Below are 26,176 nucleotides of genomic sequence, written 5' to 3' on the forward strand. Positions count from 1 at the left end.
AGAGGGAAAAGCAAAGAAGAAAAGGGCGAACCAGCCGTAGGGACCCGATTGGTTCAACTAATCTTTTGCAGAAAAACATTGCAAAAGAAGTTTCACTTTACCCCGTCCCAACGGCTGGTAGAGGGAAAAGCAAAGAAGAAAAGGGCGAACCAGCCGTAGGGACCCGATTGGTTCAACTAATCTTTTGCAGAAAAACATTGCAAAAGAAGTTTCACTTTATTATAGTCTATCCAAAAAAGAGTCGTAAATAGGGATATGAGAGAATAATATTTGTCAAATCGCGATGAATTGGCTAACATGAAAGAGGAAGGAATAGAGGTGACAAGTATGGAAGCAAAAACGATGAAAGATATGCAGAAAGAAGTAGATGCATATATCGGTCAATTTAAAGAAGGTTATTTTAGTCCGCTTGCAATGATGGCCCGTTTAACTGAAGAAATGGGAGAGCTTGCAAGAGAGGTTAACCATTATTATGGTGAGAAGCCGAAGAAAACGACTGAGATAGAACGAAGTATTGAGGAAGAGCTTGGAGATGTGTTATTTGTTATGATTTGTATGGCAAATAGTTTAAATATTGATTTAGAAACAGCGCATAACATTGTAATGAATAAATTTAATACACGTGATAAAGATCGCTGGACACGTATTGATGAGGGAGAGAAAGAAGCATGAAAGAAATTAAAGTAATCATCGCTGGACCAAGAGGACGTATGGGACAGGAAGCAGTCCTTTTAATGGAAAGAACAGAACATTTCAATTTAGTAGCAGCAATTGATTATAAGCATGGCGGAGAGAAAATCGCTGATTTACCTGGAATGCCAGCGCTAGATGCACCTATTTATGCGGATTTACATACTTGTTTAGATGAAGTAGAAGCAGATGTATTGTTAGATTTAACAACACCAGAAGTTGGAAAGAAACATGTGACACTTGCAGTTGAACGTGGACTTCGATCTGTTATTGGTACAACTGGATTTACTGAAGAAGAACTAAAGCAATTAACAGAAAATGCAAAAGAAAAAGAAGTAGGAACAATTATCGCTCCAAACTTTGCAATTGGTGCAGTTCTTATGATGAAATTTTCACAAATGGCAGCAAAGTACTTCCAAGATGTTGAAGTAATTGAATTACACCATGATCAAAAATTAGACGCACCATCTGGTACAGCTGTAAAAACAGTAGAATTAATCCGTCAAAATCGTGTACCAAAAGAGCAAGGACACCCTAATGAAACGGAACAATTAGAAGGAGCACGTGGTGCAAATGTGGATGGTATTCACATTCATAGCGTACGTCTACCAGGGCTTATTGCACACCAAGAAGTAATGTTCGGCGGAGATGGACAAATGTTAACAGTTCGTCATGATTCATTCAACCGTGCATCATTTATGTCAGGTGTAAAACTATCAATTGAAACAGTAATGAACCTTGATCATCTTGTGTATGGTTTAGAAAACATTATCGACTAAAGGGGAGACAACGGATGAAAATTGCCTTAATCGCACATGACAAAAAGAAAGATGATATGGTTTCGTTCGCGTACGCATATAAACCAATCTTTGAAAAACATGAACTTTTTGCAACAGGAACGACAGGACTTCGTATTATGGAGGCAACTGGTTTAGTTGTAACAAGATATCAATCTGGTCCTCTTGGTGGCGATCAAGAAATTGGTGCAATGATTGCAAAAAATGAGATGGATATGGTGATTTTTTTCCGGGACCCACTAACAGCGCAGCCGCATGAACCTGATGTCAATGCGTTACTTCGTTTATGTGATGTATACGCCATCCCACTAGCAACGAATATGGCAAGTGCTGAAATGCTAATGCATGCATTAGAGCGGGGAGATTTAGATTACCGAAAGTTAAGAAAATGAGGGGAACAATTATGAGTGGATTACATATATTAGCGTTTGGTGCTCATGCCGATGATGTGGAAATTGGCATGGCAGGTACCATTGCAAAGTATACGAAACAAGGATATGAAGTAGGCATTTGCGATTTAACAGAAGCTGATCTTTCTTCAAATGGAACGGTAGAACTAAGAAAAGAAGAAGCAAAGGCTGCAGCTCGTATTATGGGAGTAAAAACGAGAATTAATTTAGCGATGCCAGACCGTGGTTTGTATATGAAAGAAGAGTATATACGTGAAATTGTAAAGATTATTCGTACATATAAACCAACACTAATTTTCGCACCATATTACGAAGATCGTCATCCAGACCATGCTAATTGCGCGAAACTTGTGGAAGAAGCTATCTTTTCAGCGGGAATTCGTAAATATATGCCTGAACTTCCGCCGCACCGTGTAGAGTCTTTTTATAATTATATAATTAATGGTTTTCATAAACCGAATTTTTGTATAGATATTAGTGAATACCTTTCTAAAAAGGTGGAAGCGTTAGAAGCGTATGAAAGTCAGTTTTCAACAGGGAGTGATGGTGTTAAGACGCCATTAACCGAAGGATACGTTGAAACTGTAATCACTCGGGAGAAGATGTTTGGGAAAGAAGTTGGAGTGCTGTATGCCGAAGGATTTATGAGTAAGAAGCCGGTTTTATTACATGCTGATTTAATAGGGGGATGTAAATGAAATTGAAAATAGGTATTACATGTTATCCTTCTGTAGGTGGTTCTGGGGTTGTTGGGACAGAGTTAGGAAAGCAATTGGCGGAACGCGGACATGAAATTCATTTTATTACATCGGGTGTACCATTTCGGTTGAATAAAGTGTACCCGAACATTTATTTTCACGAAGTAACAGTAAATCAATATTCTGTTTTTCAATATCCACCTTACGATTTAGCATTAGCGAGTAAAATGGCAGAGGTTGCTCAAAGAGAAAACCTTGATATTTTACATGTGCATTATGCAATCCCTCATGCTATTTGTGCATATTTAGCAAAACAAATGATTGGGGAGCGTATTAAAATTGTTACAACCTTACATGGAACGGATATTACTGTGTTAGGTTCCGACCCTTCGTTAAATAATTTAATTCGCTTTGGTATTGAACAATCTGATGTTGTTACAGCTGTGTCACATTCGTTAATTGAAGAAACGAATGAACTTGTAAAACCAGATAAAGAAATTGAGACGGTATACAATTTTGTAGACGAACGTGTTTATTTCAAGCGTGATATGTCTCAATTAAAAAAAGAATATGGTATACGAGAAAATGAAAAAGTGTTGATTCATATTTCAAATTTCCGAAAGGTTAAGCGTGTACAAGATGTTGTGCAGTCATTTGCCAAAATTGTAAAGGAAGTAGATGCGAAATTGCTTCTTGTTGGTGATGGACCAGAGTTCTGTACTATTTTACAATTGGTGAAAAGTTTACATATTGAGGAACGTGTCTTATTCCTAGGAAAGCAAGATAATGTTGCAGAGCTTCTTGCGATGAGTGATTTAATGCTACTTTTATCAGAAAAGGAAAGTTTTGGTCTCGTTATATTAGAAGCGATGGCGTGTGGTGTGCCTAGTATCGGAACGAGGGTTGGGGGCATTCCAGAGGTCATTCAACATGGTGAGACAGGATATATATGTGAAGTTGGAGATACAGATGGAATAGCTAAGCAAGCAATTCAACTACTAGAAAATGAAGAACTTCACCGTAATATGGGAGAGCGAGCGATGAAATCTGTATATGAGCAGTTTCGTTCGGAAAAAATCGTTTCACAGTATGAGGCGATTTATTATGACATACTAAGGGATGACAAGAATGGAAAGATTTAAAAAAGCTAGTTCAATTATTGAGATATTAAAACAGCACGGACATGAGGCTTACTTCGTTGGTGGAAGTGTACGCGATCTTATTATCGATAGACCGATTGGAGATATCGATATCGCAACATCTGCTTTACCAGAAGAAGTAATGGCTATTTTCCCAAGACATGTTCCGGTTGGTCTTGAGCATGGAACTGTAATTGTTGTAGAAAATGGTGAACCGTATGAGGTAACTACTTTTCGAACAGAAAGCGAATATGAAGATTTTCGGAGACCTAGTAGTGTTCAATTTGTCCGTTCATTAGAAGAGGATTTAAAACGACGTGATTTCACGATGAATGCAATTGCAATGACAGAGGAAGGCGAAATGGTTGATTTATTTGCTGGAAAAGAAGCGATTCGTCTGAAGGAAATTACAACGGTTGGAGATGCTGCAGACCGTTTTCAAGAAGATGCACTGCGAATGATGCGTGGTATTCGGTTCGTAAGTACGTTAGGTTTCTCTTTGGAAATAAAGACGAAACAAGCAATTGAAACGTATGGGCATTTGCTCGAACATATAGCGATTGAAAGAATTACAGTTGAATTTGAAAAATTGTTGACCGGTACATATTGTGTGAATGGTCTTCAAGAGTTAGTAGAAACGAAGCTATTTTCTCATCTGCCATATTTGCAAATGTCAGAAGAAAGACTCTTGAAAGCTACGCAGTATAAATGGGATTCTTTCGAAACAGACGTTGAGGCGTGGGCATTTTTCTTATATTGTATCGGAGAAGAGCATCCATCTGTCTTTTTACGTCAATGGAAGTTCTCGAATAAAAAGATTAAAGATATCGTAGCGGTTTTATTAGCAATTCGTTCTAGAAAGGAGAAGGAGTGGGATACAATCCTTCTTTATAAAACTGGAATTCGCATCGCTGAGATGGCGGAAAGAGTATATGAAGCGATAATAGAAAGTTATAATAGTGCGTCTGTTAAGCAAGTACAATCATTATTTCATGCATTGCCGATAAAAAATCGTCAAGAAATGAATGTGACTGGTAATGATTTATTAAGCTGGGCAGATAAAAAGCCAGGTCCGTGGGTTGCCGAAATGCTTCAAAATATTGAAGAAGCAATCGTACAAGGAGATTTAGTTAATAAGAAAGAGAATATAAGGGAGTGGCTACAAAGATGCAATCTACTATAAGAAAGCAGTTATTACAAGTTTTTTCTGAAGCAGATGGTGCATTTGTATCTGGTCAAACACTTAGTGACAAACTTGGCTGTTCGAGAACCGCTGTATGGAAGCATATGGAGGACCTTCGTAATGAAGGGTATGAACTAGAAGCTGTACGCCGCTTAGGGTATCGAATTGCTAGTAAACCAGATAAAGTAACTGCTAATGAGATTCAATTAGGATTACAAACAGAGCGTATCGGTAGAACGGTTTATTTTGAAGAATCGGTTGAATCTACTCAGCATATTGCAGCGAGACTTGCTTATGAAGGCGCAGAAGAGGGAACAATTGTCGTTGCTGAAGAACAAACAGCAGGTAGAGGACGTTTAAGTAGAAAATGGTATTCTCCAAAAGGAACAGGAATTTGGATGAGTATTATTTTGCGTCCATCTATTCCAGTTCATCATGCACCACAGCTTACTTTATTAGCAGCTGTTAGCGTAGCGCAAGCAATTGAAAAATGTACCGGTGTAAACGTAGGGATTAAATGGCCAAATGATATTTTAATTCAAGGTAAAAAAGCTGTCGGTATATTAACAGAGATGCAAGCTGATCCAGATAAAATTAATGCTGTTATTATGGGGATTGGCATTAATGCAAATCAGAAACAAGAACATTTTGATGAGGAAATTCAGCAAATTGCAACTTCATTAGCAATTGAATCGGATAAGCCGATTGTTCGTGCGGAACTTATGCAACAAATTTTCTTGCAACTAGAGAAATTGTATGAAGAGTATTTAAAAAATGGCTTCTCTGTTATTAAAATTCTTTGGGAAAGTTACGCAGTAAGTATCGGAAAAGAAATTACAGCTCGAACGATGAAGGAAACTATTAATGGGCTAGCAAAAGGGATTACGGAGGATGGTGTATTGTTACTTGAGGATCATCAAGGAAAAGTGCACCACATTCATTCTGCTGATATAGAAATTAAGTAAAAGAAGTTCCTATTTTGGAGCTTCTTTTTGTTATTTAGATACTAATAAATTTCACATACCGTAATAGGGATAGAAAATTATTTTTTCGAAAAAATGTAGCAATTCCTTTTCAGAGTTTGCTATAATTAGTTCGAATATGGGCAGTATCAAAGCGAACTGCACCATTATTTCACGCAGTATGAAAAAATAATAATTTGGATTCTGCCTTGATCCAATAACGGACTGGGACAGAGGGATGAATAATGCCGACTAACACACAACCCTTCTGCCCTTTTATGGCCAGAGGGGTTTTTTATATGATTTCGGCCATCTCCTCTCTCCTGCATAAAGGAGGAGTAGTTTTTGAAAACAAAAACAGATTTTTTGAAAATGAAAGAGCAAGGTGAGCCGATTACAATGCTAACGGCGTATGATTATCCATCTGCTAAATTAGCAGAAGAAGCTAAAGTCGATATGATTTTAGTGGGTGATTCTCTAGGAATGGTTGTACTTGGGTATGATTCAACAGTTCCAGTAACTGTAGAGGATATGATTCATCATACGAAAGCTGTACGCCGCGGAGCGAAAGAGACGTTTATTGTAACTGATATGCCATTTATGTCTTATCATGTCTCATTGCAAGATACGATGGTTAATGCACGTCGCATTGTTCAAGAGAGCGGGGCACATGCATTAAAGGTAGAAGGTGCTGGAGAAGTTATATCAACTATTCACTACTTAACGAATGCGGGAATTCCCGTTGTGGCGCATTTAGGTTTAACTCCTCAATCTGTAGGAGTGCTAGGTGGGTATAAAGTACAAGGGAAAGATGCTGAAAGTGCAAAAAAATTAATAGAAGATGCAAAGAAATGTGAGGAAGCTGGTGCGATAGCACTTGTGTTAGAGTGTGTGCCAATGCAATTAGCAGAACTTATTTCAGAGCAGTTAACAATTCCGATAATCGGAATTGGAGCAGGACAAAAAGTAGATGGGCAAGTTCTTGTATATCATGATCTTATCTCGTACGGCGTAAATCGTGTTCCGAAATTTGTGAAGCAATATACGTCTGTTCAAGAGGAGATTGTGCGAGGGATTTCGCAATACGTTACTGAAGTAAAGACAGGGCAATTTCCTGAAGAAAAACATTCATTCACAATGAAAGAGGAAGAGTGCTTAGCGTTATACGGAGGAAAACAATAATGAAAATCATAACTACAGTGCAAGAGATGCAGCAAATTACAAACGACCTTCGTACAAGTGGAAAAAGTATCGGTTTTGTTCCAACGATGGGGTATTTACACGAAGGCCATGCTACGTTACTACGTAAGGCAAGGGAAGAAAATGAAATTGTAGTGTTAAGTGTATTTGTAAATCCACTACAATTTGGACCAAATGAAGATTTAGATCGATACCCACGTGATATTGATAGAGATGAAAATGTAGCAAAAGAAAATGGTATTGATTATTTATTTTATCCGAGTGTAGAAGAGATGTATCCAGCAGAACAAACGACAACAGTAGAAGTTGTGAAGCGTACCGACGTATTATGTGGTAAACAAAGACCTGGTCATTTCGCTGGTGTTGCGACTGTACTAATGAAACTATTTAATATTACATTGCCAACGCATGCTTATTTCGGTATGAAAGATGCACAGCAAGTAGCTGTAATTGAAGGATTCGTAACTGATTTTAATATTCCCGTTACGATCGTACCAGTTGATATTGTAAGGGAAGAAGATGGATTAGCGAAAAGTTCTCGTAATGTGTATTTATCACTAGAAGAACGCGAAGAGGCTCCTCATTTATACCGCAGTCTATGTATAGCGAAAGAACGAATTGAGGCAGGCGAACGTAATCCAGAAATCATTATGAATCTTGTGAAAGAGCATATTGAGAAGTATACGAAAGGCACTGTAGATTATGCTGATTTATATGCATATCCTTCATTAAAAGCAATAGATAAAATTGAAGGAAGAATCATTTTAGCGATTGCAGTTAAGTTTGAACATGTACGATTAATTGACAATATAACATTAATGGGGAAATAAGGGGGAGCATCTATGTTTCGCACAATGATGAGAGCGAAGTTACATCGCGCAACTGTAACAGAAGCAAATTTAAATTATGTAGGTAGTATTACAATTGATGAAGATTTAATGGATGCGGTAAATATTGTAGAAAATGAAAAAGTACAAATTGTAAATAACAACAATGGAGCTCGCTTAGAGACATATGTTATTAAAGGAGAGCGCGGTAGCGGTGTTGTGTGTTTAAATGGTGCAGCTGCAAGACTTGTACAACCGGGTGATAGAATTATTATTATTTGCTATGGTTTAGTGGCAGAAGAAAATATTCATAAACAAGAGCCGAAAATTGCAGTATTAGACGATGATAATCAAATTATTGAAATGTTAGGTGCTGAAAAAGCTGGCACGATATTATAAGTAGGAAGGCTATCTCTAATTAAGGAGATAGCTTTTTTGTGCATCTTTTCATTAAGATGAGGTAAAACGTGGTATAGTAACATTATATAATTTTTGTGTTTGATAGGTAAGAAATTGAGGTGTTACATATATGAGTAAGCGTTATGTCGTTGTTGATTTAGAGACGACAGGGAACTCCTGGAAGGATGGGAAGGATAAAATCACCCAAATTGCAGCTGTTGTAGTGGAAGATGGAGAGATATTAGAGATTTTTTCATCTTTTATTAATCCGAAGAGAGAGATTCCCCTATTTATTACAGAATTAACTGGGATTGATGAAGATCTTGTAAAGCAAGCCCCGTTATTTCGAGATGTAGCCCCGATGATTGTTGAGCTATTACAAGGTGCGGCTTTTGTTGCACATAACGTTCACTTTGATTGGAATTTTTTAAATGAAGAATTAAGGCAGGCTGGATATACAGAAGTACATTGTCCTAAAATTGATACAGTTGAATTGGCACAAATTCTTTTGCCGACAGCTGATAGTTATAAATTACGTGATTTAGCTAAGCAGCATGAGCTAGAGCACGATCAACCACATCGTGCGGATAGTGATGCTCTTGCAACAGCGGAGTTGTTTTTACAATTTTTAAGTGAAATTGAAAAGTTACCACTTGTCACATTACAATCGCTTTATGAATTAAGTGATGTTTTCCAAAGTGATATAGCGGATGTACTTTCTGAAAATATTTTAAAGAAAATGATGCATGGTAAAGAAAGGGCAGAGGAGTATGAAGTGTATCGAAATATTGCGATTCGAAAGCGGAATTATTCTTTAGGCCTCAGTGAAACATGCGCATCTAAATTTGATGCTTTCTTACATAAGGCAATGGATAAACTTGAATTGAATATGCCAAAGTTTGAAAAAAGAGAAAGCCAACAAATTATGATGAAGGAAATATATACAGCGCTAAGAGATTCTAGGTTTTCACTGATTGAAGCAGGAACAGGTACGGGGAAGACGCTTGCGTATTTACTTCCAAGTATTTATTTCGCAAAGAAAAAAGAAGAACCTGTCATTATAAGTACACAAACTGTACAATTGCAACAACAAATACTGGAAAAAGAAATTCCATTATTACAGAAAATAATGCCATTTTCATTTGAAGTGGCTCTTCTGAAAGGAAGAAAGCATTATCTTTGTCTACATAAATTTGAATATGCTTTGCAAGAAGAAGAGAAAAATTATGATATGGCGCTCACAAAGGCAAAAATTTTAGTATGGTTATTGCAAACGGAAACCGGCGATCGTGATGAATTAAATATTCCTGAGGGCGGAAAGTTACTTTGGAACCGTATTTGTAGTGATGCATATAGTCCAGGCGGGATGCAAAGTAACTGGTTTAGTCGTTGTTTTTATCAACGAGCGAAGAATAAAGCATTGTTTGCAGATATTGTTATTACAAATCATGCGTTATTATTTCAAGATTTTTCAAGTGAAGAACCACTGTTTGCTTCATGTGAACATATTATTTTTGATGAAGCCCATCATATCGAGGAAGCGGCGAGTAGAACATTCGGTGAACAGTTCTCATGTATGTATTTTCAATTAGCTTTATCTCGTCTTGGTACGTTAGAAACAGATGATGTGCTTTCTAAAGTATATAAAATGATGAAAAAATCAGAGCAAGCCTCTCGTTCGACTTTCCGTATGGTGAGTCATAGTTTGAAGGAACTTAAATTTGATGCGGATGAACTATTCCAAATGTTACGTGCTTTCATATTTAAACAAACAAAGCAGGAACAAGGGATGAGCAATATGCCGCTCATTTATCGATATAACACGGAAGTAGAGACAGGTAAGTTATGGGATAGTATTACCGAGTTAACAAATCGTTTTGTATATGATGTAAGAAAATTAGTAACTACACTTGAGAAGCAAGTTGATATATTGCAAAGTAAATTAGAATGGGAGATGCATGTTGTTACAGGTGAATTTATGCACTTAATTGAGTTGTTGAGAAAGATGGTACAATCTTTACAATTACTCATTTTAGAAAAAAATTCATACGTGACATGGATGGAGACTGAAACGAAGGGAACGATTCATTCAACAGTTTTATATGCGCAGCCTGTTCATATTAGTGAAAGATTTGCTGATGAATTTTTAACAGAAAAAAAGAGTGTTATTTTCACATCAGCAACGTTAACAGTTAGTGATTCATTCGACTATATAAAAGAAGAGCTAGGTTTGCATGATTTTGCGCCCAATACATTAAAGGTTCCATCACCATTTCGTTTTGAAGAACAAATGAAATTAATGGTTTCAACTGATGTGCCTTTTATTAAGCAAGCAAGTAATGAGGAATATATTGAGTCTGTATCGGCACATATTGCGAAAATAGCGAAAGCTACAAAAGGTAGAATGCTTGTTTTATTTACTTCGTATGAAATGTTGAAAGAAGCGTATACGAATTTGAAAAGTGATGATGCATTAGAAGGATATTTATTATTAACACAAAGTGTGAATAATAAGAGCCGAAGTCGCCTCATTCGTAAATTTCAAGAGTTCGACAAATCGATTTTGTTAGGAACAAGTAGTTTTTGGGAAGGGATAGATATACCTGGAGATGCTCTGAGTTGCCTTGTCATTGTCCGTCTGCCCTTTACGCCTCCTAATCAGCCGATGATGGAAGCAAAAGGAGAGTGGCTAAAAAATCAAGGAGAAGACGTATTCGCTAAGTTAGCGCTCCCACAAGCGATATTACGTTTCAAACAAGGATTCGGTCGTCTTATTAGAACAAATACAGATACGGGAACGGTATTTGTTCTAGATCGCCGTTTGACAAGTTCTTCCTATGGAAAACGTTTTTTACAATCAATCCCAACTGTCCCGCTCTATGAGGGACCGTTAGAAGAATTGTTAGAGCAATTAAAGGAACGACCAAATAAATAAAATTGGAAGAAAAATACGCCTGAAGTACACTTAAACTTCAGGCGTAAAAAATGTGGGTAGGAGGAATTTTATTTTTCTTACTTCTTGTATACAAAATATATTGCTTTTCGATTTGAAACCTTTTTTTGCTGTACATGTCCTGCTATAATAGATGGGTGATGAAGCAGGGGTTGTAAAGAATGTACTCTTATTGTAACCGTATTGTGTTCTTCTATAATTAGAAATTTTTGTGTAACGGAGGAGTTTTTTCATGGATAAGAAAATCGAAGTCCTATCAACGACGCGTATTAAATATTCGTCTGACTTGTATAAAATTGTTGATAGCTTGAATCGTACGTTAAAAGAGCAGGACCTCATGTTCGGATTAGCATTAGACGAAAAAGATAAAGAAATAGCTGTATTTACGATTTACAGAACGTAGTGATACAATGAAAAAGTGGATCTTTGCAATCATTATCGTTATCGTTGCTAGCGGAATATATGGGGCGTATGTTTATAATAAAGCAATGGAAAAGAAAATTCCAAAAGAGTCAAAGTCTGTAGAAATTGCAAAAGAAAAGGCAAAGCTTACAAAGGTAAATGCTGTTGATTATTATAACGGAAAATCTTCATATACAGTCGTGCAAGGTGTAGATGAAAAAGGAGAACAAATTATTGTTTGGGTGCCTGATAAAAAAGGAAATGTCCTTGTGAAGAAAAAGAGTGAAGGTATTTCTGAAAAAGAAGCTTTGCAAAAATTGGCTGAACAGGCGACTGGAGAAGGTGCTGAACCTAAGCCGAAGCCAAAACAAATTGTAAAAGTAAAATTAGGTGCTGAAAACGATATTCCGTTGTGGGAAATTACATATATTGATCAGGAAGATCGTTATACGTATTATTATCTAGAAGTTCAAAATGGTGCATATGCTGGACACTACAGCATTGAAAAATAGATGTAGGGGGAACTACAAATGAAATTAGCAAAGCGAGTAGCTGCTTTAACACCGTCTTCAACTTTAGAAATTACAGCAAAGGCACAAGCATTAAAAGCAGAAGGTCATGATGTAATTGCGTTAGGGGCAGGGGAACCTGACTTTAATACACCAGAACATATTATGGATGCCGCGCATAAAGCGATGTTAGAAGGACATACGAAGTATACACCAACAGGTGGATTACAAGCGTTAAAACAAGAAATTGTGAAGAAATTTACTCGCGATCAAGGAATTGCGTATGATCCATCTGAAATTATTGTATGTAATGGTGCCAAGCATGCATTATATACATTATTCCAAGTGTTACTTGATGAAGGAGATGAAGTTATCATCCCAACTCCTTACTGGGTAAGTTATCCTGAACAAGTAAAACTCGCTGGTGGTAACCCAGTTTATGTAGAAGGTCTAGAAGGTAATGAGTACAAAATTACAGCAAAGCAGCTGCGTGGGGCAATTACAGAGAAAACGAAAGCAGTTATTATTAATTCACCGAGCAATCCAACAGGAATGATTTACAGCAAAGAAGAATTACAACAGCTTGGAGAAGTGTGTTTAGAACATAATATCTTAATCGTTTCAGATGAAATTTATGAAAAATTAATTTATAGTGCTGCAGAATATACTTCAATTGCCCAGCTTTCTAATGCATTAAAAGAACAAACACTTATTATTAATGGTGTATCTAAATCACATTCTATGACAGGATGGCGCATTGGATATGCAGCAGGAAATAAGCAGCTTATTAAAGCGATGACGAACTTAGCGAGTCATAGTACGTCAAACCCTACTTCAATTGCTCAATACGGTGCAATTGCTGCGTATGCAGGCTCACAAGAACCTGTAGAAACAATGCGTCAAGCGTTTGAAGAAAGATTGAACATTATTTATGATAAATTAATTCAAATCCCTGGTTTCACTTGTATCAAACCACAAGGTGCTTTTTACTTATTCCCAAATGTAAAAGAAGCCGTAGCGTTAGCTGGGTATGATACAGTTGATGAGTGGGCAAAAGCATTATTAGAAGAGGAAAAAGTAGCTCTTGTTCCTGGTACAGGATTTGGTGCACCAAATAACGTTCGATTATCGTATGCGACATCTCTTGAGCAAGTAGAGAAAGCATTAGAACGAATTCATACGTTCATGAAAAGCAAAGTACAGGCGTAATCTTCTGTCTTTTGTAGTAAATGGCAAGTAACCTCCCTATATATAGGGAGGTTTTTTTGACGAATTGTGGCAAAAAGAAATGGCTGAAGGTGTGTTATACTAGAGAACGAGGTGTTTGGTGATGAAAAAGAAAATGATGTTACAATGGTTTGAACAGGGAAGCATAGCAATTCCTAAATTGCTTATGATGCATTATAAAAAGCTAGGCTTAAATGAAACGGAATTTATGGTGGTACTTCATGTACACACATTTTTAGAATCAGGTAATTCGTTCCCGACTCCTTCAGAGATTTCAGAGCGGATGACGATAACAGAAATGAAATGTATGGAAGTGATTCAGACATTAATCCAAAAAGGTTTTTTAGCGCTAGAAGGTGGACCAAGATCAGAAGCGATGATGTGTGAAAGTTATTCTTTACAACCACTTTGGGAAAAAATATTGCATTTTTTAATGGATGAATCAATAGAGGAAGAACAGCAAGAAAAAAAGAAACTTCAAGTAAATTTATATACAGTATTTGAAAAAGAATTTGGAAGACCGCTCTCACCGTTTGAATGTGAAACATTAGGAATGTGGGAAGATCAAGATCAACATCATCCGAATTTAATTCAAGCTGCTCTCAGAGAAGCTGTTATGAGTGGTAAACTTAATTTCCGGTATATTGATCGTATTTTATTTGAGTGGAAAAAGAACGGAATTAAAACGGTAGAGCAAGCGCAAAATCAAGGCCAAAAATTTAGAGCGAATCAGCAACGTACACAACAAACAACAAAACAAGAAACAAAATTTACTGGGAAAGTGCCTTTTTACAATTGGTTGGAGCAGTAATGTAGGAGGAAAGACATGTTGAATAAAACGCAAATTCGCTATTGTTTAGATACAATGGCGGATATGTATCCAGAAGCGCATTGTGAATTAATTCATGATAATCCATTTGAACTTGTAATCGCAGTGGCATTATCTGCGCAATGTACAGATGCACTTGTGAATAAAGTGACGAAAAACTTATTCCAAAAATATAAAACACCAGAAGATTATTTAAGTGTGTCTTTAGAAGAATTACAACAAGATATACGTTCCATTGGATTGTTTAGAAATAAGGCGAAAAACATTCAAAAATTGTGCCAGATGTTGCTAGATGATTATAACGGGAAAGTTCCAGAAGACCGTGACGAGCTGACGAAGTTACCAGGAGTAGGGAGAAAGACAGCGAATGTAGTTGTTTCGGTAGCGTTTGGGATTCCAGCGATTGCTGTTGATACGCATGTAGAGAGAGTGAGTAAACGGTTAGCAATTTGTAGATGGAAAGATTCTGTGTTAGAAGTGGAAAAGACATTGATGAAGAAAATTCCAATGGATGAGTGGGGAGTTACACACCACCGTATGATTTTCTTCGGACGTTATTACTGTAAGGCGCAGCGACCACAATGTGAAGAGTGCCGATTACTAGAAATATGTCGCGAAGGAAAGAAACGAATGAAGGGGAAATAAAGGATGGAGCGAGTTATAGAAATACCGAAAGAGTTTCGGTGCGTACCATTTTTTAAAGAGAGTGCAAATTCGATTACGTATCACACAGACCAATCTTTTGAAGAAATAATACAAAATACTTACTTTATATTTGATATTGAAAGACAATATGAGCCATGGAATGAAATTGAAACAAGTATTCCAGCGGTGTTAAATATATGGAAAAGCAAGCATGAAGAAATTGCTATACTATTTCGGAACAGAAAAAAACAAGAAGCTGAGGGTCCAATGACTCTTTTTGCAGCTCATATGTTATCAGTCGTATATTGGTTAAATGAACAACCTGTGCCTAGTTTGCATGAGATACAAAAACATATAGATAAATTAGAAATGAAACCTGTTAATTTTATGGAACGATATTCATTTGTTATAAAGAAACCAGGACATTATCATTCTTATATTCAATTAGCACAGTTATACATCGAAGTAGAAAAGCTATATGCGAAGAAAATCATAACAAAAAAGAAGTCCATTTCTCATTAGGAGAAATGGACTTCTTTTTATTATGATTCTGTTGTAACAACATTTCCATCTGCGTGCGGAGTAGTATCTCCGCCGTGATTCTGTTGTTCTTGTTGGTGATTCTGTTGTTCCTGTTGTTTACGCTCTTCTTCAGCTTTCTTTTTAGCTTCTTCTTCAGCTTTCTTTTTAGCTTCTTCTTCAGCTTTCTTTTTAGCTTCTTCTTCAGCTTTCTTTTTAGCTTCTTCTTCAGCTTTTTTTCTAGCCTCTTCTTCAGCTTTTTTCTGAGCCTCTTCTTGCTGCTTACGCTGTTCTTCTGCAGCTTTCTTTTTAGCTTCGTCTTGTTTTAATTTATCTTCTGCAGCCTTTTTCTGAGCTTCGTCTTGTTTTAATTTATCTTCTGCAGCTTTTTTCTGAGCTTCGTCTTGTTTTAATTTATCTTCTGCAGCCTTTTTCTGAGCTTCGTCTTCAGCTTTCTTCTTAGCCTCTTCCTCAGCTTTTTTCGCGTCTGGAGTTCCTCCAGGAGCGGTAAAGGATGCACCGACTGCTGGACTTGTTCCAGTACCTTTTTTCGCTACTACAGAGAAGCTGTAAGTAACACCTGGTTTAATGCCTCCAAGAGTAGCTGTCGTACCGCTTACTGATAAGCTACCACTACTACCGTCAGTAGCTTTATAGCTTGCAGCATACGCATCAACCTCTGATGGTCCAGACCAATTTAGTGTAACTGTGCTAGCGCCATCGAAAGCGACATTAAGGCCGCTTGGCGAATCTACTTTAATTTCTTTAACTGCATCTTTTTTCGCGCCTTTAATGTACAGTTCTCCATTTAATTCTTGTACAGAAGAAGGGCGCTCGAAACGAGATTTATCCGTAGCAAATTTGCTCATCATTGTTTGGAACATTTGCTGAGCAATTCTAGTAGAACGATCTCCAATGTAATTTTCTGGGCTATCTTTTTCATAACCAGTCCATACAGCCATTGTATATTGTGGTGTATATCCTGCGAACCAACTATCTCTGTTGGCATCTGCTGGAATACCGTATTTTTTAATAACAGATTCATCAAAGTTTTGTGTTCCTGTTTTACCTGCTACGTCTACTCCTGGAACATACGCTGTCGGACCTGTACCGCCAGAGCCAGGTTTTACTACGTCGCGAAGAACATCAGTAATCATGTAGGCTGTATAGTCATGCATCGCACGTTGTTCTTTCGGCTTAAAGTTTTTCTTTTTCCCATCTGGGAAGATAACTTCTTTTACGAAGTGAGGTTTATTATAAACACCGTCATTTCCGAATGCTGCATATGCACCAGCTACTTCTAATGGAGAGCTGTCATTACTACCAATTGCAGTAGATTCATATACCTTGCCCTCTTTAAATGTCATTCCTAAGCCTTGAGCAAATTCTTGTGACTTATTGAGGCCAACTGCTTGGGCTGTTTTTAAAGCTGGAATATTTAACGATTTCTTCAATGCTTCACGAAGTGAAACGTCACCTTTATAACTATTTGTTGCATTTCGTATTTTTTTACCATTAGAGTACGTATACTCTGAATCGTTCAGTTGATGATACGTAGACCATTGTAGGTTTTCTATTGCTGGACCATAGTCGAAAATTGGCTTCATAGTTGAACCTACTTGGCGTTTTAAATCGATTGCCATATTATGACCTTTGAAAGTAGATTTACTTTCTTTACGACCAGCGCCGATTGCTCGAACTTCTCCAGACTGAGTATCCATAAATACGAATGATCCTTGGAATTGATCGTTTGGATACTTGATGAGATTCCCATCCATTATTTTATCAGCATAGTCTTGAGCATCAAGATCAAGAGTCGTTTGGATCGTTAAACCGTCCGAACCGATATTTATATCAGGAATTTCTTTTTCAACTTCTTTTACAACTGCATCTAAAAATGCTTGGTATTTCATTTCAGTTACTTCTGAAGATGGAAGAAGTCCTTGTGTTACAGGGATTTGCATTGCATCATTCATTTCTTGTTTCGTTATATACCCGTGTCGGTTCATTAATGTTAATACGATATTACGACGTTTCGTTGCTCTATCAACGTTATCTGGTTTGGTTGGATCATAAATATTAGGACCTTGGGGTAAACCAGCGAGCATTGCAGCTTCGTGTAGTTGTATGTCTTTTAAATCTTTGCCGTAATATTTTTTGGCAGCTGTTGAAATACCATAAGAGCGATTACCTAAGTTAATCTTATTTAAGTACATTTCTAAAATTTCATGTTTTGAGTACTGTTGCTCTAACTTATAAGATAAGTACCATTCCTGCACTTTTCTCTTTGCAGTTTTGTCCATCGTTAGAAAATAGTTTTTAACTACTTGCTGTGTAATCGTACTACCACCTTGTGAGCCAAAGCCACCAGTGACATTTTCCATAATTGCCATTCCAGTACGTCTAAAATCAATTCCATCATGCTCATAGAAGCGAGCATCCTCAGTCGCAAGGAATGCACTTTCAATTACTTTGGGAATTTGATCGTAAGTAACGTGGGTTCGTTTTTCAGCACCGTATTCATAGAAGAAATTCCCGTTTTTATCAAGGAATTTTGTTGATAAAGGATTGACAAGTTTTGATTTGTCTAATTTCGGAGCGTCCTTTACCATAACAAAGAAAGCCGAAACGCCAGCTACGAGGCCGACGATACCAAGAAGTAGACAACCTATAAGGAATTTCTTGAAAAAGGAACCTTTTTTCTTTGGCTTTTCTTCTTTATGAGTTTCTTTCGTTTGATTTTTCACATGATTTCGTTCTGTACGAGAACGATAATTATCTGACATTATACTTTCTCCTACCTTTCATTCTCTCCCCCAAAAGTCGAAAAAAGAGCCTTAGTGATGACTCTATCACGAAAAATAAACCGTGTCTAGTACGCGGATATAATCAATTCGAGGGTGATAACCGCATGATAATAAAGACCCATGCTCTTCTATTTCTTGTTTTGTAATCGATTTGCGTCCACCAGTATTTTGACGATTCCAAAATGCAATAATATGTTTTGCATCTAATAAATAAAATTCATCAAAAAGTGTAAATTTAATAATAACAAATGCAATTCCATTATGAGCGACTACTTGCTTCATATGTTCAATTTGATGAAGGTGGAAGTTTTGAAGTGGAAAACTGGTTTTATTTTTAGTTTCTTTCGCTTCAAAATCGATATATTTCCCTTTGTATACACCGTTGTAATCTGTTGTAGAAGGTTGTTTGAAATACGCTTCTTTTACCACTGCAGCACTTCGAGCGGGGTAATCTACTTTTACAATTTGAAGAGGTGTAGGTTTTTTATGTACGCATGCAATATTATGGGTTAAGTAATATTGATTGGTTTCATTCAATTCCTCTTCAAGGGACATACCTCTATTACTGTAAGTATGTTTTTTTATTGGTGTTTTATGGGGTTGTGAAGCTTGATCGTACCTTTTTCCATTTGGGTAACGAATGGTCATATTTTGTCCACTCCCAACTTGATAAGATTTACTTACAAAGGTGATTATATCAAAAAATGAAAAAAGATGTGACCTTTTTCAAGAAAGGTATGGTGACTTACTCATGTTTCGATGGAATGATTACGAAAAAATTAAACAGAGCCGTAATGATATTTTTTGTACAGAAGAGGAAAAAGCTATAGTTCTTAATATTAAGGAGAGAACGGATGTAGCTAACGTAGATAATATTTCACGTACACAATCTTACCAAGAATATTATTTGAGAAATAGAGAAATTAGATGGTCTTTTTTAGCAAGCATGGTTTCAAGGAATGGGGGATGGAACATGACAGACTTAGAAGGAGAATATTATTCTAATCTGTTATCTCAAACAGTTAAGAGACGATTATTTCATTTGTATGAGAAAGCCAATTGGCTCATTTTCTTAGATGCATTTCCTCAACTATTACTGTATGAGGAAAGTAAAAAGAGATGTGCGCCGCTCTTTCATTTGTTACAATTTTTCAACATATCAATTTTTATGGAAAAAGAATGGATCGCATTTTGGGGGAAAAAAGATATAAATAGGCTTATGACGGCACTTATTATTAATGAACAAAATAAAATTCAAAAACCAGTAATTGAGAATGCATATTTTCAAAAACATGTATTTGATACTGCACTATTCAAATTTCAAGAAATATTTCACGTTAGTGCAGTTATTTTTCCAATGGTGGAAGGGGGAATGTATGGATTTTCAGTTTATCAATTTGAAACGTTGCAAAAACGTATAGAACTGGGGAAGCAATTAGCTTGGTTATTATTTCATTCAAAGTATAAGGCTTCTTTTTATAAATTTGCAGTGCAAACTAGGCATACAGGATCAAGGATGGATTATGAATGTAATATAAGGGGGATTAGAAAATCAGGTACGCCCGCTCTTAGGGATGTGTATTCTATTGTTATTCATGAAAAATTAATAGAAAAAGATTGGTTTAGTGAAGGATTGGAAATAGATTCTTTATTTTTACTTGAAAAACCTAAGGGGGAAATTAATATAACAGAATGGTATAGAAAGAAGAGGGAGCAAATACATACTCTTTCTATATTAAGTAGTTTTGTTAAAAGAATAGATGAGTTCATGATATAATAAAGAAGTCCCGCCTTCCTAAATGAAGGCGGGGCTTCTTTATTAAAAGTAATATGCTCTACAACAAATTACTTTCTAATCCGCTATTTGCTTGCAGTACGACTTTAGCTTCAACACTTATCGAAAGCGAAGAGGTAAAGTTAGACTAGAAAATAGCTGTTTGTAAAAGCCACTTTGATTAAAGTGGCATTTTATCCCGCTATTTGCGGGCAGTAAAACTCCCACCTCAAAATTCAGCTGGAGAAGTTAGGTGGGAGTCGGGCTGCCCGTAAACGCCCGATTGGTGCGGGCTGATAATCAGTGGGGGATGAACAAAACCCCCGCTGATTAAAGTTTCATTTTATGTAGCGGGGAAATTTGGACCATCAAGCTTTGGATTACCAGTCTCAGGTTTGTTTTGTTGTTTGTTTTGCTGTTTCTTTTTTTCGTTTTTATTTTTTGCCATCGTAATACACCTCCTTTTTGTATTGTTACCATTTCTAAAAATGGCATACTAAATGATTTCTTTGACGAATATCAACTAGTTTTGTCATGTGAGAAGGAGTAATCAATCAATCGGCGAAATTACATGACAAAGGAAAGGCAAAGAAGGGGGCGTTTTAAATATGGCGATGGTTCAGAAGGAAGATGTTATGAAAAAAATGGATCAAATGTTAAGTTCTCTCGATTTGCTGGAAATGAATATTGGGATTAGAATGAATCATGCATTAAAGGGTAAAGGTGAAAAAATATGCAATAAGATAGAAATAACAGAAATGCATATAGAACATATGGAAAATAAATTAGTGCATCACGAAGAAAAAGGGAGCTGGGTAAAAACATTTCAAAACGTCGTAGTGAGTGCATAATAAGGTGGGAACAAAATGGGATATGAAGCATTAATCCAGTCCTCGGAGAAGTTAATGCAGTATAATGATGAAGCGAATGTGAAAAAAAGAGAAATGGCTGAATATGATTTTTATAAGGATATGAAGCCATTTGTTGATATTGTAGATGCGGAGTTAGAGATGTGGAAAGAATTAGCTTATAGGTGGATAAAGGAAGAACGACCTAAGTATATACATGTACAACAAATTGATCAAGTGTATGATAATTTACAAACTAATGTGCTACAATGTTTTGTTAATAAGGGAAAAGGTAAACGTTTCTTTGAAACTCATCAAGCTATTTCGTATACTTTGCAAAATATCGTAGATCAATGTAAGTAACAAGAGGGAAAACCCTCTTGTTTTTTTATGCCTCTGTCACTGTTGTAGGTTTTGTTGCACCGTTTATTTCTAATTCTCGTATTAATGTTCGGTAATCTGATATGCATACTTTTCCTTCAAGATAACAATGTCTCGCAAAGTCTAACAGTTCATTCGAATTTTCTGTGTAATACCCCTTTTTTTGAGAAAACGCTTGTTTTAAATCCCCTAATACCATGTTGATTCCTCCCCAATGAGAATCTTCTTCCTTATTATCATAGCATGGAAGGGTTTACTTTCTAATTTTTTTAAAAATTTAAACTTCCGACAAAAACAGACAGATACTCCGTCACACATTTTATTTTATAGGTACATATTCTATATGTAGAAACTTATGCGAAGGAGGAGAGAATGCATGTTTCAACAACCTAATGTATATCAGCAAACAAATCCATATGCACAGCAAAATATGTACCAATATAATGAGGATACATATTTACGATATAATATGTATCCTTTCGAGCCTCATTATGGAAACCAAAATTATTATCAACCATTTGAAGTGTCGTTTGGGAATCAGCAGCAAGCGCATATGAATCAACCACAGCAAGCGCATATGAATCAACCACAGCAAGCGCATATGAATCAACCACAGCAAGCGCATATGAATCAACCACAGCAAGCGCATATGAATCAACCACAGCAAGCGCATATGAATCAACCACAGCAAGCGCATATGAATCAACCACAGCAAGCGCATATGAATCAATCACAGCAAGCGCATATGAATCAATCACAGCAAGCACATATGAATCAATCACAGCAAGCATATATGAATCAACCACAACAAGCGCATATGAGTCAGCCACAGCAAATGTATACGAATCAACCACAGCAAGCGTATATGAATTCACAAAACTACATGTCACCAGCTCAATATGTAAATCAACAAGCTATGTTTTATCCACCAAAACAACCATATCCAACGATGAATAAACAAAAGCAACAACAACAACAACCAAGTCAGTTTTCTAGTTTTGTTTCACAATTTAAATCATCAGATGGTAACTACGATGTAAATAAAATGATGAACACAGCTGGACAAATGATGAACGCGATGAATCAAGTAACAGGGATTGTTAAGCAAGTCGGGGGCTTTTTTGGTAAATAATAGTAGGGGGTTGTCTATAATAGGTATTACGTATGAAATTGGATACTAGACAAATTTCCATGAAATAAATGGGTATATATAACAAGCGGCTTTACCCCCTCGCTCATATTGTAAAGTGTAGTCAGATTTTTTTAATGAGAGAGGAGAGAAAAAACTATGCATCATTGTCATCCTTGCTTTGGAGGGCATAAGCCTGTAGGACCTATTTGTACAACTGCTCCTGTCATTCATCCGGCAAAACAGTGCGTAACACATTCTTTTTCAACAACGGTGGTGCCACACATTTTCCCAACGCATACAACACATGTACATCATCAACAAATTAAAAATCAAAACTTCTTCCCACAAACAAACTCGAACGTAAATGTTGTAGACCCTGGTGATCCAGGATCTGTTGGTGGATTTGGCGGTGGATCTGTTGGTGGATCTGTTGGTGGATTTGGCGGTGGATCTGTTGGTGGATTTGGCGGTGGATTTGGCGGAGGATGTGGACCATGTGGTCATGGTCATCATCACCATGGGCATCAAATATCACCATTTGGACCAGGACCGAATGTGTCACCATTTGGACCAGGACCGAATGTATCACCATTTGGACCAGGACCGAATGTATCACCATTTGGACCAAATATCGGACCAAACGTTGGTGGAATGTTTAAAAAGTAAATGATATGTTAGAACTAGCAAAATGCTAGTTCTTTTTTTGTAATTGGAGTGTTGATATGAAAGTTGTTGCTGTAACAGGATATAAGCCGTTTGAGCTTGGAATATTTAAAAATGATCATCCAGGAGTAGAATGTATAAAAAAGGCGCTGCGTCGCAAATTAACTGCTTTTGTAGAAGAAGGTTTGGAATGGGTTATTATAAGTGGTCAATTAGGAGTCGAGTTATGGGCTGCTGAAGTTGTTTTTGAAATTCAAGTAGAATATCCAGATTTAAAATTAGCGGTATTTACTCCTTTTTTAGAACAAGAAGAAAATTGGAAGGAAGATAACCGTGAATATTACGAATTTATTCTTTCGCAAGCAGATCACATTGATAGTATTACGAAACGGAAGTACGAAAGCCCAGAGCAATTTAAATTAAAGAATCAATTTTTTATTGAAAAAAGCGATGCACTTTTAGTTGTATATGATGAAGAAAAGTCTGGGAGCCCTAAATATATTGTAGAAGCAGCTAAGAAAAAAGGAGAAATAGAAAATTATCACAGTTATTTCATTCTTTTTTCTGATTTACAAGATATAATGGAAGAGGAACAGTGGAATAATGCAGAGTAATATGTAATATAGTACTCGTATATTTGATTGACAAAAGGCATTGTTTCTGAAAAAATTTAGTTAATGAAAGCTTTGGCAAAAATTTGAGGTGAAGAAAATGATTTCGGATAAAATTAAATTAACAGCGAAAGATATTTTAGAAAAAGAATTTAAAACAGGTATGAGAGGTTATCAACAAGAAGAAGTAGACAAGTTTCTTGATACGATTATTAAAGATTATGAAGCGTTTCATAAGGAATTTGATCAATTAAAACAACAAAATGCTCGTTTGAAACGTGAATTAGAAGAGCAGAAAGTAGCGGCAACACAAGTTCCGCAACAACCGGTACAAACACCAGTTGCACAACCAGTATATAACAATACGAATACGGATATTTTAAAACGTCTATCTAATTTAGAAAAAGCTGTATTTGGAAGTAAGTTATACGAATAAATTAAGGTAACAAAAAGGTTAAAGTATTTTACATAGAAAAAAACATTGCAAAATCTTTTTGTTTCCACTATACTAATGTTTGTCATAACGTTTGGGTAATCGCTGCAACGCCAACGTTGTAGAGGAAAGTCCATGCTCGCACAGCCTGAGATGGTTGTAGTGTTCGTGCCTAGCCAAGTCATAAGCTAGGGTATTCTGGCTGTGAGGCTGGTTTAACGGCAGGGAAAAAACCTAAGTCCTTTCGGATATGGTTTGACTACCTTTAAAGTGCCACAGTGACGAAGTCCTTGAAGAAATGATAGGAGTGGAACGAGGTAAACCCCACGAGCGAGAAACCCAAATAATGGTAGGGGAATCTTTTCCAAGGAAATGAACGACGGAAAAGGACAGGTTTTCGTAACCTGTAGATAGATGATTACCACCGGAGTACGAGGCGTGGGCCGTTTGCAGTACAAAGGAACAGAACATGGCTTACAGAACGTTATGAACCAACTATGAAATAACTCAGCTCTCCTTTGTTAGAGGAGGGCTTTTTATTTGTATGAAGTTATAAGTTGTGAGTTAAAATGGTAAGTGAGAATATTCTTCGTAATATGTGATAATTAATAGGACAACATGTTATTAATTATTGTTTGATTATACATAAGAGGTGAATGAAAATGGGAAAAGTTACTTTAATTGCAACAGCGGCAATGGGTATTGAAGCGTTAGTTGCCCGAGAAGTTCGCGATCTTGGTTATGAATGTGAAGTGGAAAACGGAAAGGTAACGTTTGAAGCGGATGAAAAAGCGATTTGTCGTACGAATTTATGGTTACGTACTGCAGACCGTGTGAAAATTAAAGTCGGCGAATTTAAAGCAACAACATTCGATGAGTTATTTGAAAAAACAAAAGCGTTAAACTGGGGAGATTATATTCCAGAGAACGGTGAATTCCCTGTTATTGGGAAATCTTTGAAATCAACATTATTTAGCGTTTCAGACTGCCAACGTATTGTTAAAAAGGCTGTTGTTGAGAAATTAAAAACAACGTATAGACGCACAACATGGTTTGAAGAAGATGGTCCGTTATTCCGTATTGAAATTGCAATGTTGAAAGATATTGCAACGTTAACAATTGATGCGAGTGGTGTAGGTCTTCATAAACGTGGATACCGTCTTGAGCAAGGTGAAGCGCCTTTAAAAGAAACATTAGCTGCGTCTTTAATTAAGTTAACAAACTGGAAGCCGGATCGTCCTTTCGTTGATCCTTTCTGTGGATCTGGTACAATTCCAATTGAAGCGGCATTAATTGGACAAAATATCGCACCAGGATTTAACCGAGGCTTTGCATCGGATGAATGGGGCTGGGTTGGTAAACAAAATTGGCGTGAAGCTCGTCAAGAAGCTGAAGATTTAGCAAATTATAATCAACCATTGCAAATCATTGGATCAGATATCGATCACCGTATGATAAGAGTTGCCCAAGATAACGCAGATGAAGTTGGATTAGGGGATCTTATATCATTTAAACAAATGCAAGTAAAAGATTTCACGACAAAAGAGGAATATGGCTATGTTGTAACGAATCCTCCATACGGAGAACGTTTAAGTGAAAGAGCGCTTGTTGAAAAATTATATAAAGAAACGGGAGAGGTATTCCGCCCATTAGATACGTGGTCAATGTATTTATTAACAAGTTATGAAGCATTTGAGAAGTGTTACGGAAAAGATGCATCGAAAAAGCGTAAACTGTTTAACGGATTTATCCGTACAGATTACTATCAATACTTCGGAAAACGTCCACCGCGTAATTCATAGTATAAAACTCCTCCAGCGCGCATATACTGGCTATTATGTAATGCGTAAAGGAGGAAGTGATATGGATAGTTTCCAATTATCAATGATTCAAAAAGCTATTCACCGTACGTATGATGAGCTCGGAAAAGAAGTGGATAGTCAAGGTGCGATTGTAGATGAAATACAAAAAGCGCAGGAAGAATATTTGTCAGCTCTTTCACATGAAACAGCGATTGATAAACGGTATTTAAAGTCATTAATATAGAAAAAAATTTTCCTTTTTCGAAAGGGAAATTTTTTTTCGTGTATTTCTATGTATTGCAACAGGGGAAAGTGGCTGCACACATGTGAGTAGCA

At 36.6% G+C, this 26,176-nt stretch carries 30 protein-coding genes and 1 other RNA gene; 27 read left to right on the plus strand and 4 right to left on the minus strand.

Going from position 1 to position 26,176, the window contains the following annotated elements; translation table 11 throughout:
- The first annotated feature begins 327 nt into the window (after positions 1–327).
- From NSQ47_RS02580 to NSQ47_RS02660, 17 genes are all read left to right on the plus strand, one after another.
- Positions 328–672 (plus strand): nucleotide pyrophosphohydrolase, encoded by a 345-nt coding sequence (locus tag NSQ47_RS02580; protein ID WP_002158575.1) that lies wholly within the window; start codon positions 328–330, stop codon positions 670–672.
- Entirely contained in the window at positions 669–1,469 is an 801-nt protein-coding gene (gene dapB, locus NSQ47_RS02585; RefSeq protein ID WP_002158574.1) for a dihydrodipicolinate reductase, read from the plus strand. The genes NSQ47_RS02580 and dapB overlap by 4 nt, the downstream gene beginning before the upstream one ends.
- Before the next feature lie 14 nt (positions 1,470–1,483).
- Positions 1,484–1,879: a methylglyoxal synthase gene (gene mgsA / locus NSQ47_RS02590; RefSeq protein ID WP_000684753.1), complete on the plus strand. Its 396-nt coding sequence runs from the start codon at positions 1,484–1,486 to the stop codon at positions 1,877–1,879.
- Positions 1,880–1,890: 11 nt separating this feature from the next.
- Positions 1,891–2,595, plus strand: coding sequence for a bacillithiol biosynthesis deacetylase BshB1 (gene bshB1 / locus NSQ47_RS02595; RefSeq protein ID WP_341036019.1), 705 nt, complete (start codon positions 1,891–1,893; stop codon positions 2,593–2,595).
- Complete coding sequence (bshA, locus tag NSQ47_RS02600; RefSeq protein ID WP_002086596.1) at positions 2,592–3,737, plus strand: N-acetyl-alpha-D-glucosaminyl L-malate synthase BshA; 1,146 nt, start codon at positions 2,592–2,594, stop codon at positions 3,735–3,737. The genes bshB1 and bshA overlap by 4 nt, the downstream gene beginning before the upstream one ends.
- Complete coding sequence (locus NSQ47_RS02605; protein WP_002202602.1) at positions 3,724–4,917, plus strand: CCA tRNA nucleotidyltransferase; 1,194 nt, start codon at positions 3,724–3,726, stop codon at positions 4,915–4,917. Before bshA ends, NSQ47_RS02605 begins: the two co-directional genes overlap by 14 nt.
- Entirely contained in the window at positions 4,902–5,882 is a 981-nt protein-coding gene (locus NSQ47_RS02610; protein ID WP_016104338.1) for a biotin--[acetyl-CoA-carboxylase] ligase, read from the plus strand. Before NSQ47_RS02605 ends, NSQ47_RS02610 begins: the two co-directional genes overlap by 16 nt.
- Positions 5,883–6,224: 342 nt before the next feature.
- Positions 6,225–7,061 (plus strand): 3-methyl-2-oxobutanoate hydroxymethyltransferase, encoded by an 837-nt coding sequence (gene panB / locus NSQ47_RS02615; protein ID WP_002201124.1) that lies wholly within the window; start codon positions 6,225–6,227, stop codon positions 7,059–7,061.
- Complete coding sequence (gene panC / locus NSQ47_RS02620) at positions 7,061–7,909, plus strand: pantoate--beta-alanine ligase (RefSeq protein WP_341036021.1); 849 nt, start codon at positions 7,061–7,063, stop codon at positions 7,907–7,909. The genes panB and panC overlap by 1 nt, the downstream gene beginning before the upstream one ends.
- A gap of 12 nt (positions 7,910–7,921) precedes the next feature.
- Positions 7,922–8,305: an aspartate 1-decarboxylase gene (gene panD, locus NSQ47_RS02625; protein ID WP_341036023.1), complete on the plus strand. Its 384-nt coding sequence runs from the start codon at positions 7,922–7,924 to the stop codon at positions 8,303–8,305.
- Between the two features lie 130 nt (positions 8,306–8,435).
- Positions 8,436–11,240, plus strand: coding sequence for an ATP-dependent DNA helicase DinG (gene dinG, locus NSQ47_RS02630; protein ID WP_002158567.1), 2,805 nt, complete (start codon positions 8,436–8,438; stop codon positions 11,238–11,240).
- Between the two features lie 250 nt (positions 11,241–11,490).
- A complete protein-coding gene (locus NSQ47_RS02635; protein ID WP_000358351.1) occupies positions 11,491–11,661 on the plus strand; it encodes a YpmA family protein in 171 nt (56 codons plus the stop codon).
- Between the two features lie 7 nt (positions 11,662–11,668).
- Positions 11,669–12,172: a cell wall elongation regulator TseB-like domain-containing protein gene (locus NSQ47_RS02640; RefSeq protein WP_204207954.1), complete on the plus strand. Its 504-nt coding sequence runs from the start codon at positions 11,669–11,671 to the stop codon at positions 12,170–12,172.
- Positions 12,173–12,190: 18 nt separating this feature from the next.
- Entirely contained in the window at positions 12,191–13,378 is a 1,188-nt protein-coding gene (gene aspB, locus NSQ47_RS02645; RefSeq protein WP_199660026.1) for an aspartate transaminase AspB, read from the plus strand.
- A gap of 121 nt (positions 13,379–13,499) precedes the next feature.
- On the plus strand, positions 13,500–14,207 hold the full coding sequence (gene dnaD, locus NSQ47_RS02650; RefSeq protein WP_341036026.1) for a DNA replication protein DnaD: 708 nt from the start codon (positions 13,500–13,502) through the stop codon (positions 14,205–14,207).
- Positions 14,208–14,222: 15 nt separating this feature from the next.
- Entirely contained in the window at positions 14,223–14,870 is a 648-nt protein-coding gene (gene nth, locus NSQ47_RS02655) for an endonuclease III (protein ID WP_002158563.1), read from the plus strand.
- A 3-nt stretch (positions 14,871–14,873) separates the two neighbouring features.
- Positions 14,874–15,392: a YpoC family protein gene (locus NSQ47_RS02660; protein ID WP_078181041.1), complete on the plus strand. Its 519-nt coding sequence runs from the start codon at positions 14,874–14,876 to the stop codon at positions 15,390–15,392.
- 20 nt (positions 15,393–15,412) lie between these two features.
- Here the strand turns inward: NSQ47_RS02660 and NSQ47_RS02665 are convergent, their stop codons facing one another.
- Positions 15,413–18,175 carry a PBP1A family penicillin-binding protein gene (locus NSQ47_RS02665; RefSeq protein ID WP_341036027.1) on the minus strand — a complete coding sequence of 921 codons (2,763 nt, stop codon included), beginning with the start codon at positions 18,173–18,175 and terminating at the stop codon, positions 15,413–15,415.
- 66 nt (positions 18,176–18,241) lie between these two features.
- Complete coding sequence (gene recU / locus NSQ47_RS02670; protein WP_000155584.1) at positions 18,242–18,844, minus strand: Holliday junction resolvase RecU; 603 nt, start codon at positions 18,842–18,844, stop codon at positions 18,242–18,244.
- Positions 18,845–18,947: 103 nt separating this feature from the next.
- Here recU and NSQ47_RS02675 point away from each other — a divergent pair, with 103 nt between their 5' ends.
- Positions 18,948–19,973 (plus strand): DUF2515 domain-containing protein, encoded by a 1,026-nt coding sequence (locus NSQ47_RS02675; protein ID WP_002158560.1) that lies wholly within the window; start codon positions 18,948–18,950, stop codon positions 19,971–19,973.
- Between the two features lie 340 nt (positions 19,974–20,313).
- Here the strand turns inward: NSQ47_RS02675 and NSQ47_RS02680 are convergent, their stop codons facing one another.
- A complete protein-coding gene (locus NSQ47_RS02680) occupies positions 20,314–20,460 on the minus strand; it encodes a phage portal protein (protein ID WP_306292139.1) in 147 nt (48 codons plus the stop codon).
- A gap of 118 nt (positions 20,461–20,578) precedes the next feature.
- On the opposite strand from NSQ47_RS02680, the gene NSQ47_RS02685 reads away from it, so the two are divergent.
- Complete coding sequence (locus NSQ47_RS02685) at positions 20,579–20,821, plus strand: hypothetical protein (RefSeq protein ID WP_002158558.1); 243 nt, start codon at positions 20,579–20,581, stop codon at positions 20,819–20,821.
- Positions 20,822–20,836: 15 nt separating this feature from the next.
- Positions 20,837–21,181, plus strand: a complete 345-nt coding sequence (locus NSQ47_RS02690) for a YppE family protein (protein ID WP_002158556.1) — start codon at positions 20,837–20,839, stop codon at positions 21,179–21,181.
- 25 nt (positions 21,182–21,206) lie between these two features.
- Here the strand turns inward: NSQ47_RS02690 and NSQ47_RS02695 are convergent, their stop codons facing one another.
- Complete coding sequence (locus NSQ47_RS02695; RefSeq protein WP_002030817.1) at positions 21,207–21,398, minus strand: YppF family protein; 192 nt, start codon at positions 21,396–21,398, stop codon at positions 21,207–21,209.
- A 177-nt stretch (positions 21,399–21,575) separates the two neighbouring features.
- On the opposite strand from NSQ47_RS02695, the gene NSQ47_RS02700 reads away from it, so the two are divergent.
- From NSQ47_RS02700 to NSQ47_RS02730, 7 genes are all read left to right on the plus strand, one after another.
- Entirely contained in the window at positions 21,576–22,331 is a 756-nt protein-coding gene (locus tag NSQ47_RS02700; RefSeq protein WP_341036028.1) for a YppG family protein, read from the plus strand.
- A 156-nt stretch (positions 22,332–22,487) separates the two neighbouring features.
- Positions 22,488–22,997 (plus strand): CotD family spore coat protein, encoded by a 510-nt coding sequence (locus NSQ47_RS02705; RefSeq protein ID WP_341036029.1) that lies wholly within the window; start codon positions 22,488–22,490, stop codon positions 22,995–22,997.
- A gap of 56 nt (positions 22,998–23,053) precedes the next feature.
- The gene (locus NSQ47_RS02710) at positions 23,054–23,608 is read left to right on the plus strand and encodes a DUF1273 domain-containing protein (protein WP_341036030.1); all 555 of its coding nucleotides are present in this window, start codon (positions 23,054–23,056) and stop codon (positions 23,606–23,608) included.
- 97 nt (positions 23,609–23,705) lie between these two features.
- Entirely contained in the window at positions 23,706–24,041 is a 336-nt protein-coding gene (gene gpsB / locus NSQ47_RS02715) for a cell division regulator GpsB (RefSeq protein ID WP_002149280.1), read from the plus strand.
- An 87-nt stretch (positions 24,042–24,128) separates the two neighbouring features.
- Positions 24,129–24,520, plus strand: an RNA gene (rnpB, locus tag NSQ47_RS02720) — RNase P RNA component class B.
- Between the two features lie 180 nt (positions 24,521–24,700).
- Complete coding sequence (locus tag NSQ47_RS02725) at positions 24,701–25,840, plus strand: THUMP domain-containing class I SAM-dependent RNA methyltransferase (protein WP_002149278.1); 1,140 nt, start codon at positions 24,701–24,703, stop codon at positions 25,838–25,840.
- 61 nt (positions 25,841–25,901) lie between these two features.
- Entirely contained in the window at positions 25,902–26,084 is a 183-nt protein-coding gene (locus NSQ47_RS02730; RefSeq protein ID WP_000376895.1) for a DUF3921 domain-containing protein, read from the plus strand.
- The last annotated feature ends 92 nt before the right edge of the window (positions 26,085–26,176 follow it).

Origin of the sequence: Bacillus sp. FSL R10-2780 (genome assembly GCF_038006125.1) — a bacterium.
Classification (GTDB): Bacteria; Bacillota; Bacilli; order Bacillales; family Bacillaceae_G; genus Bacillus_A; species Bacillus_A cereus_U.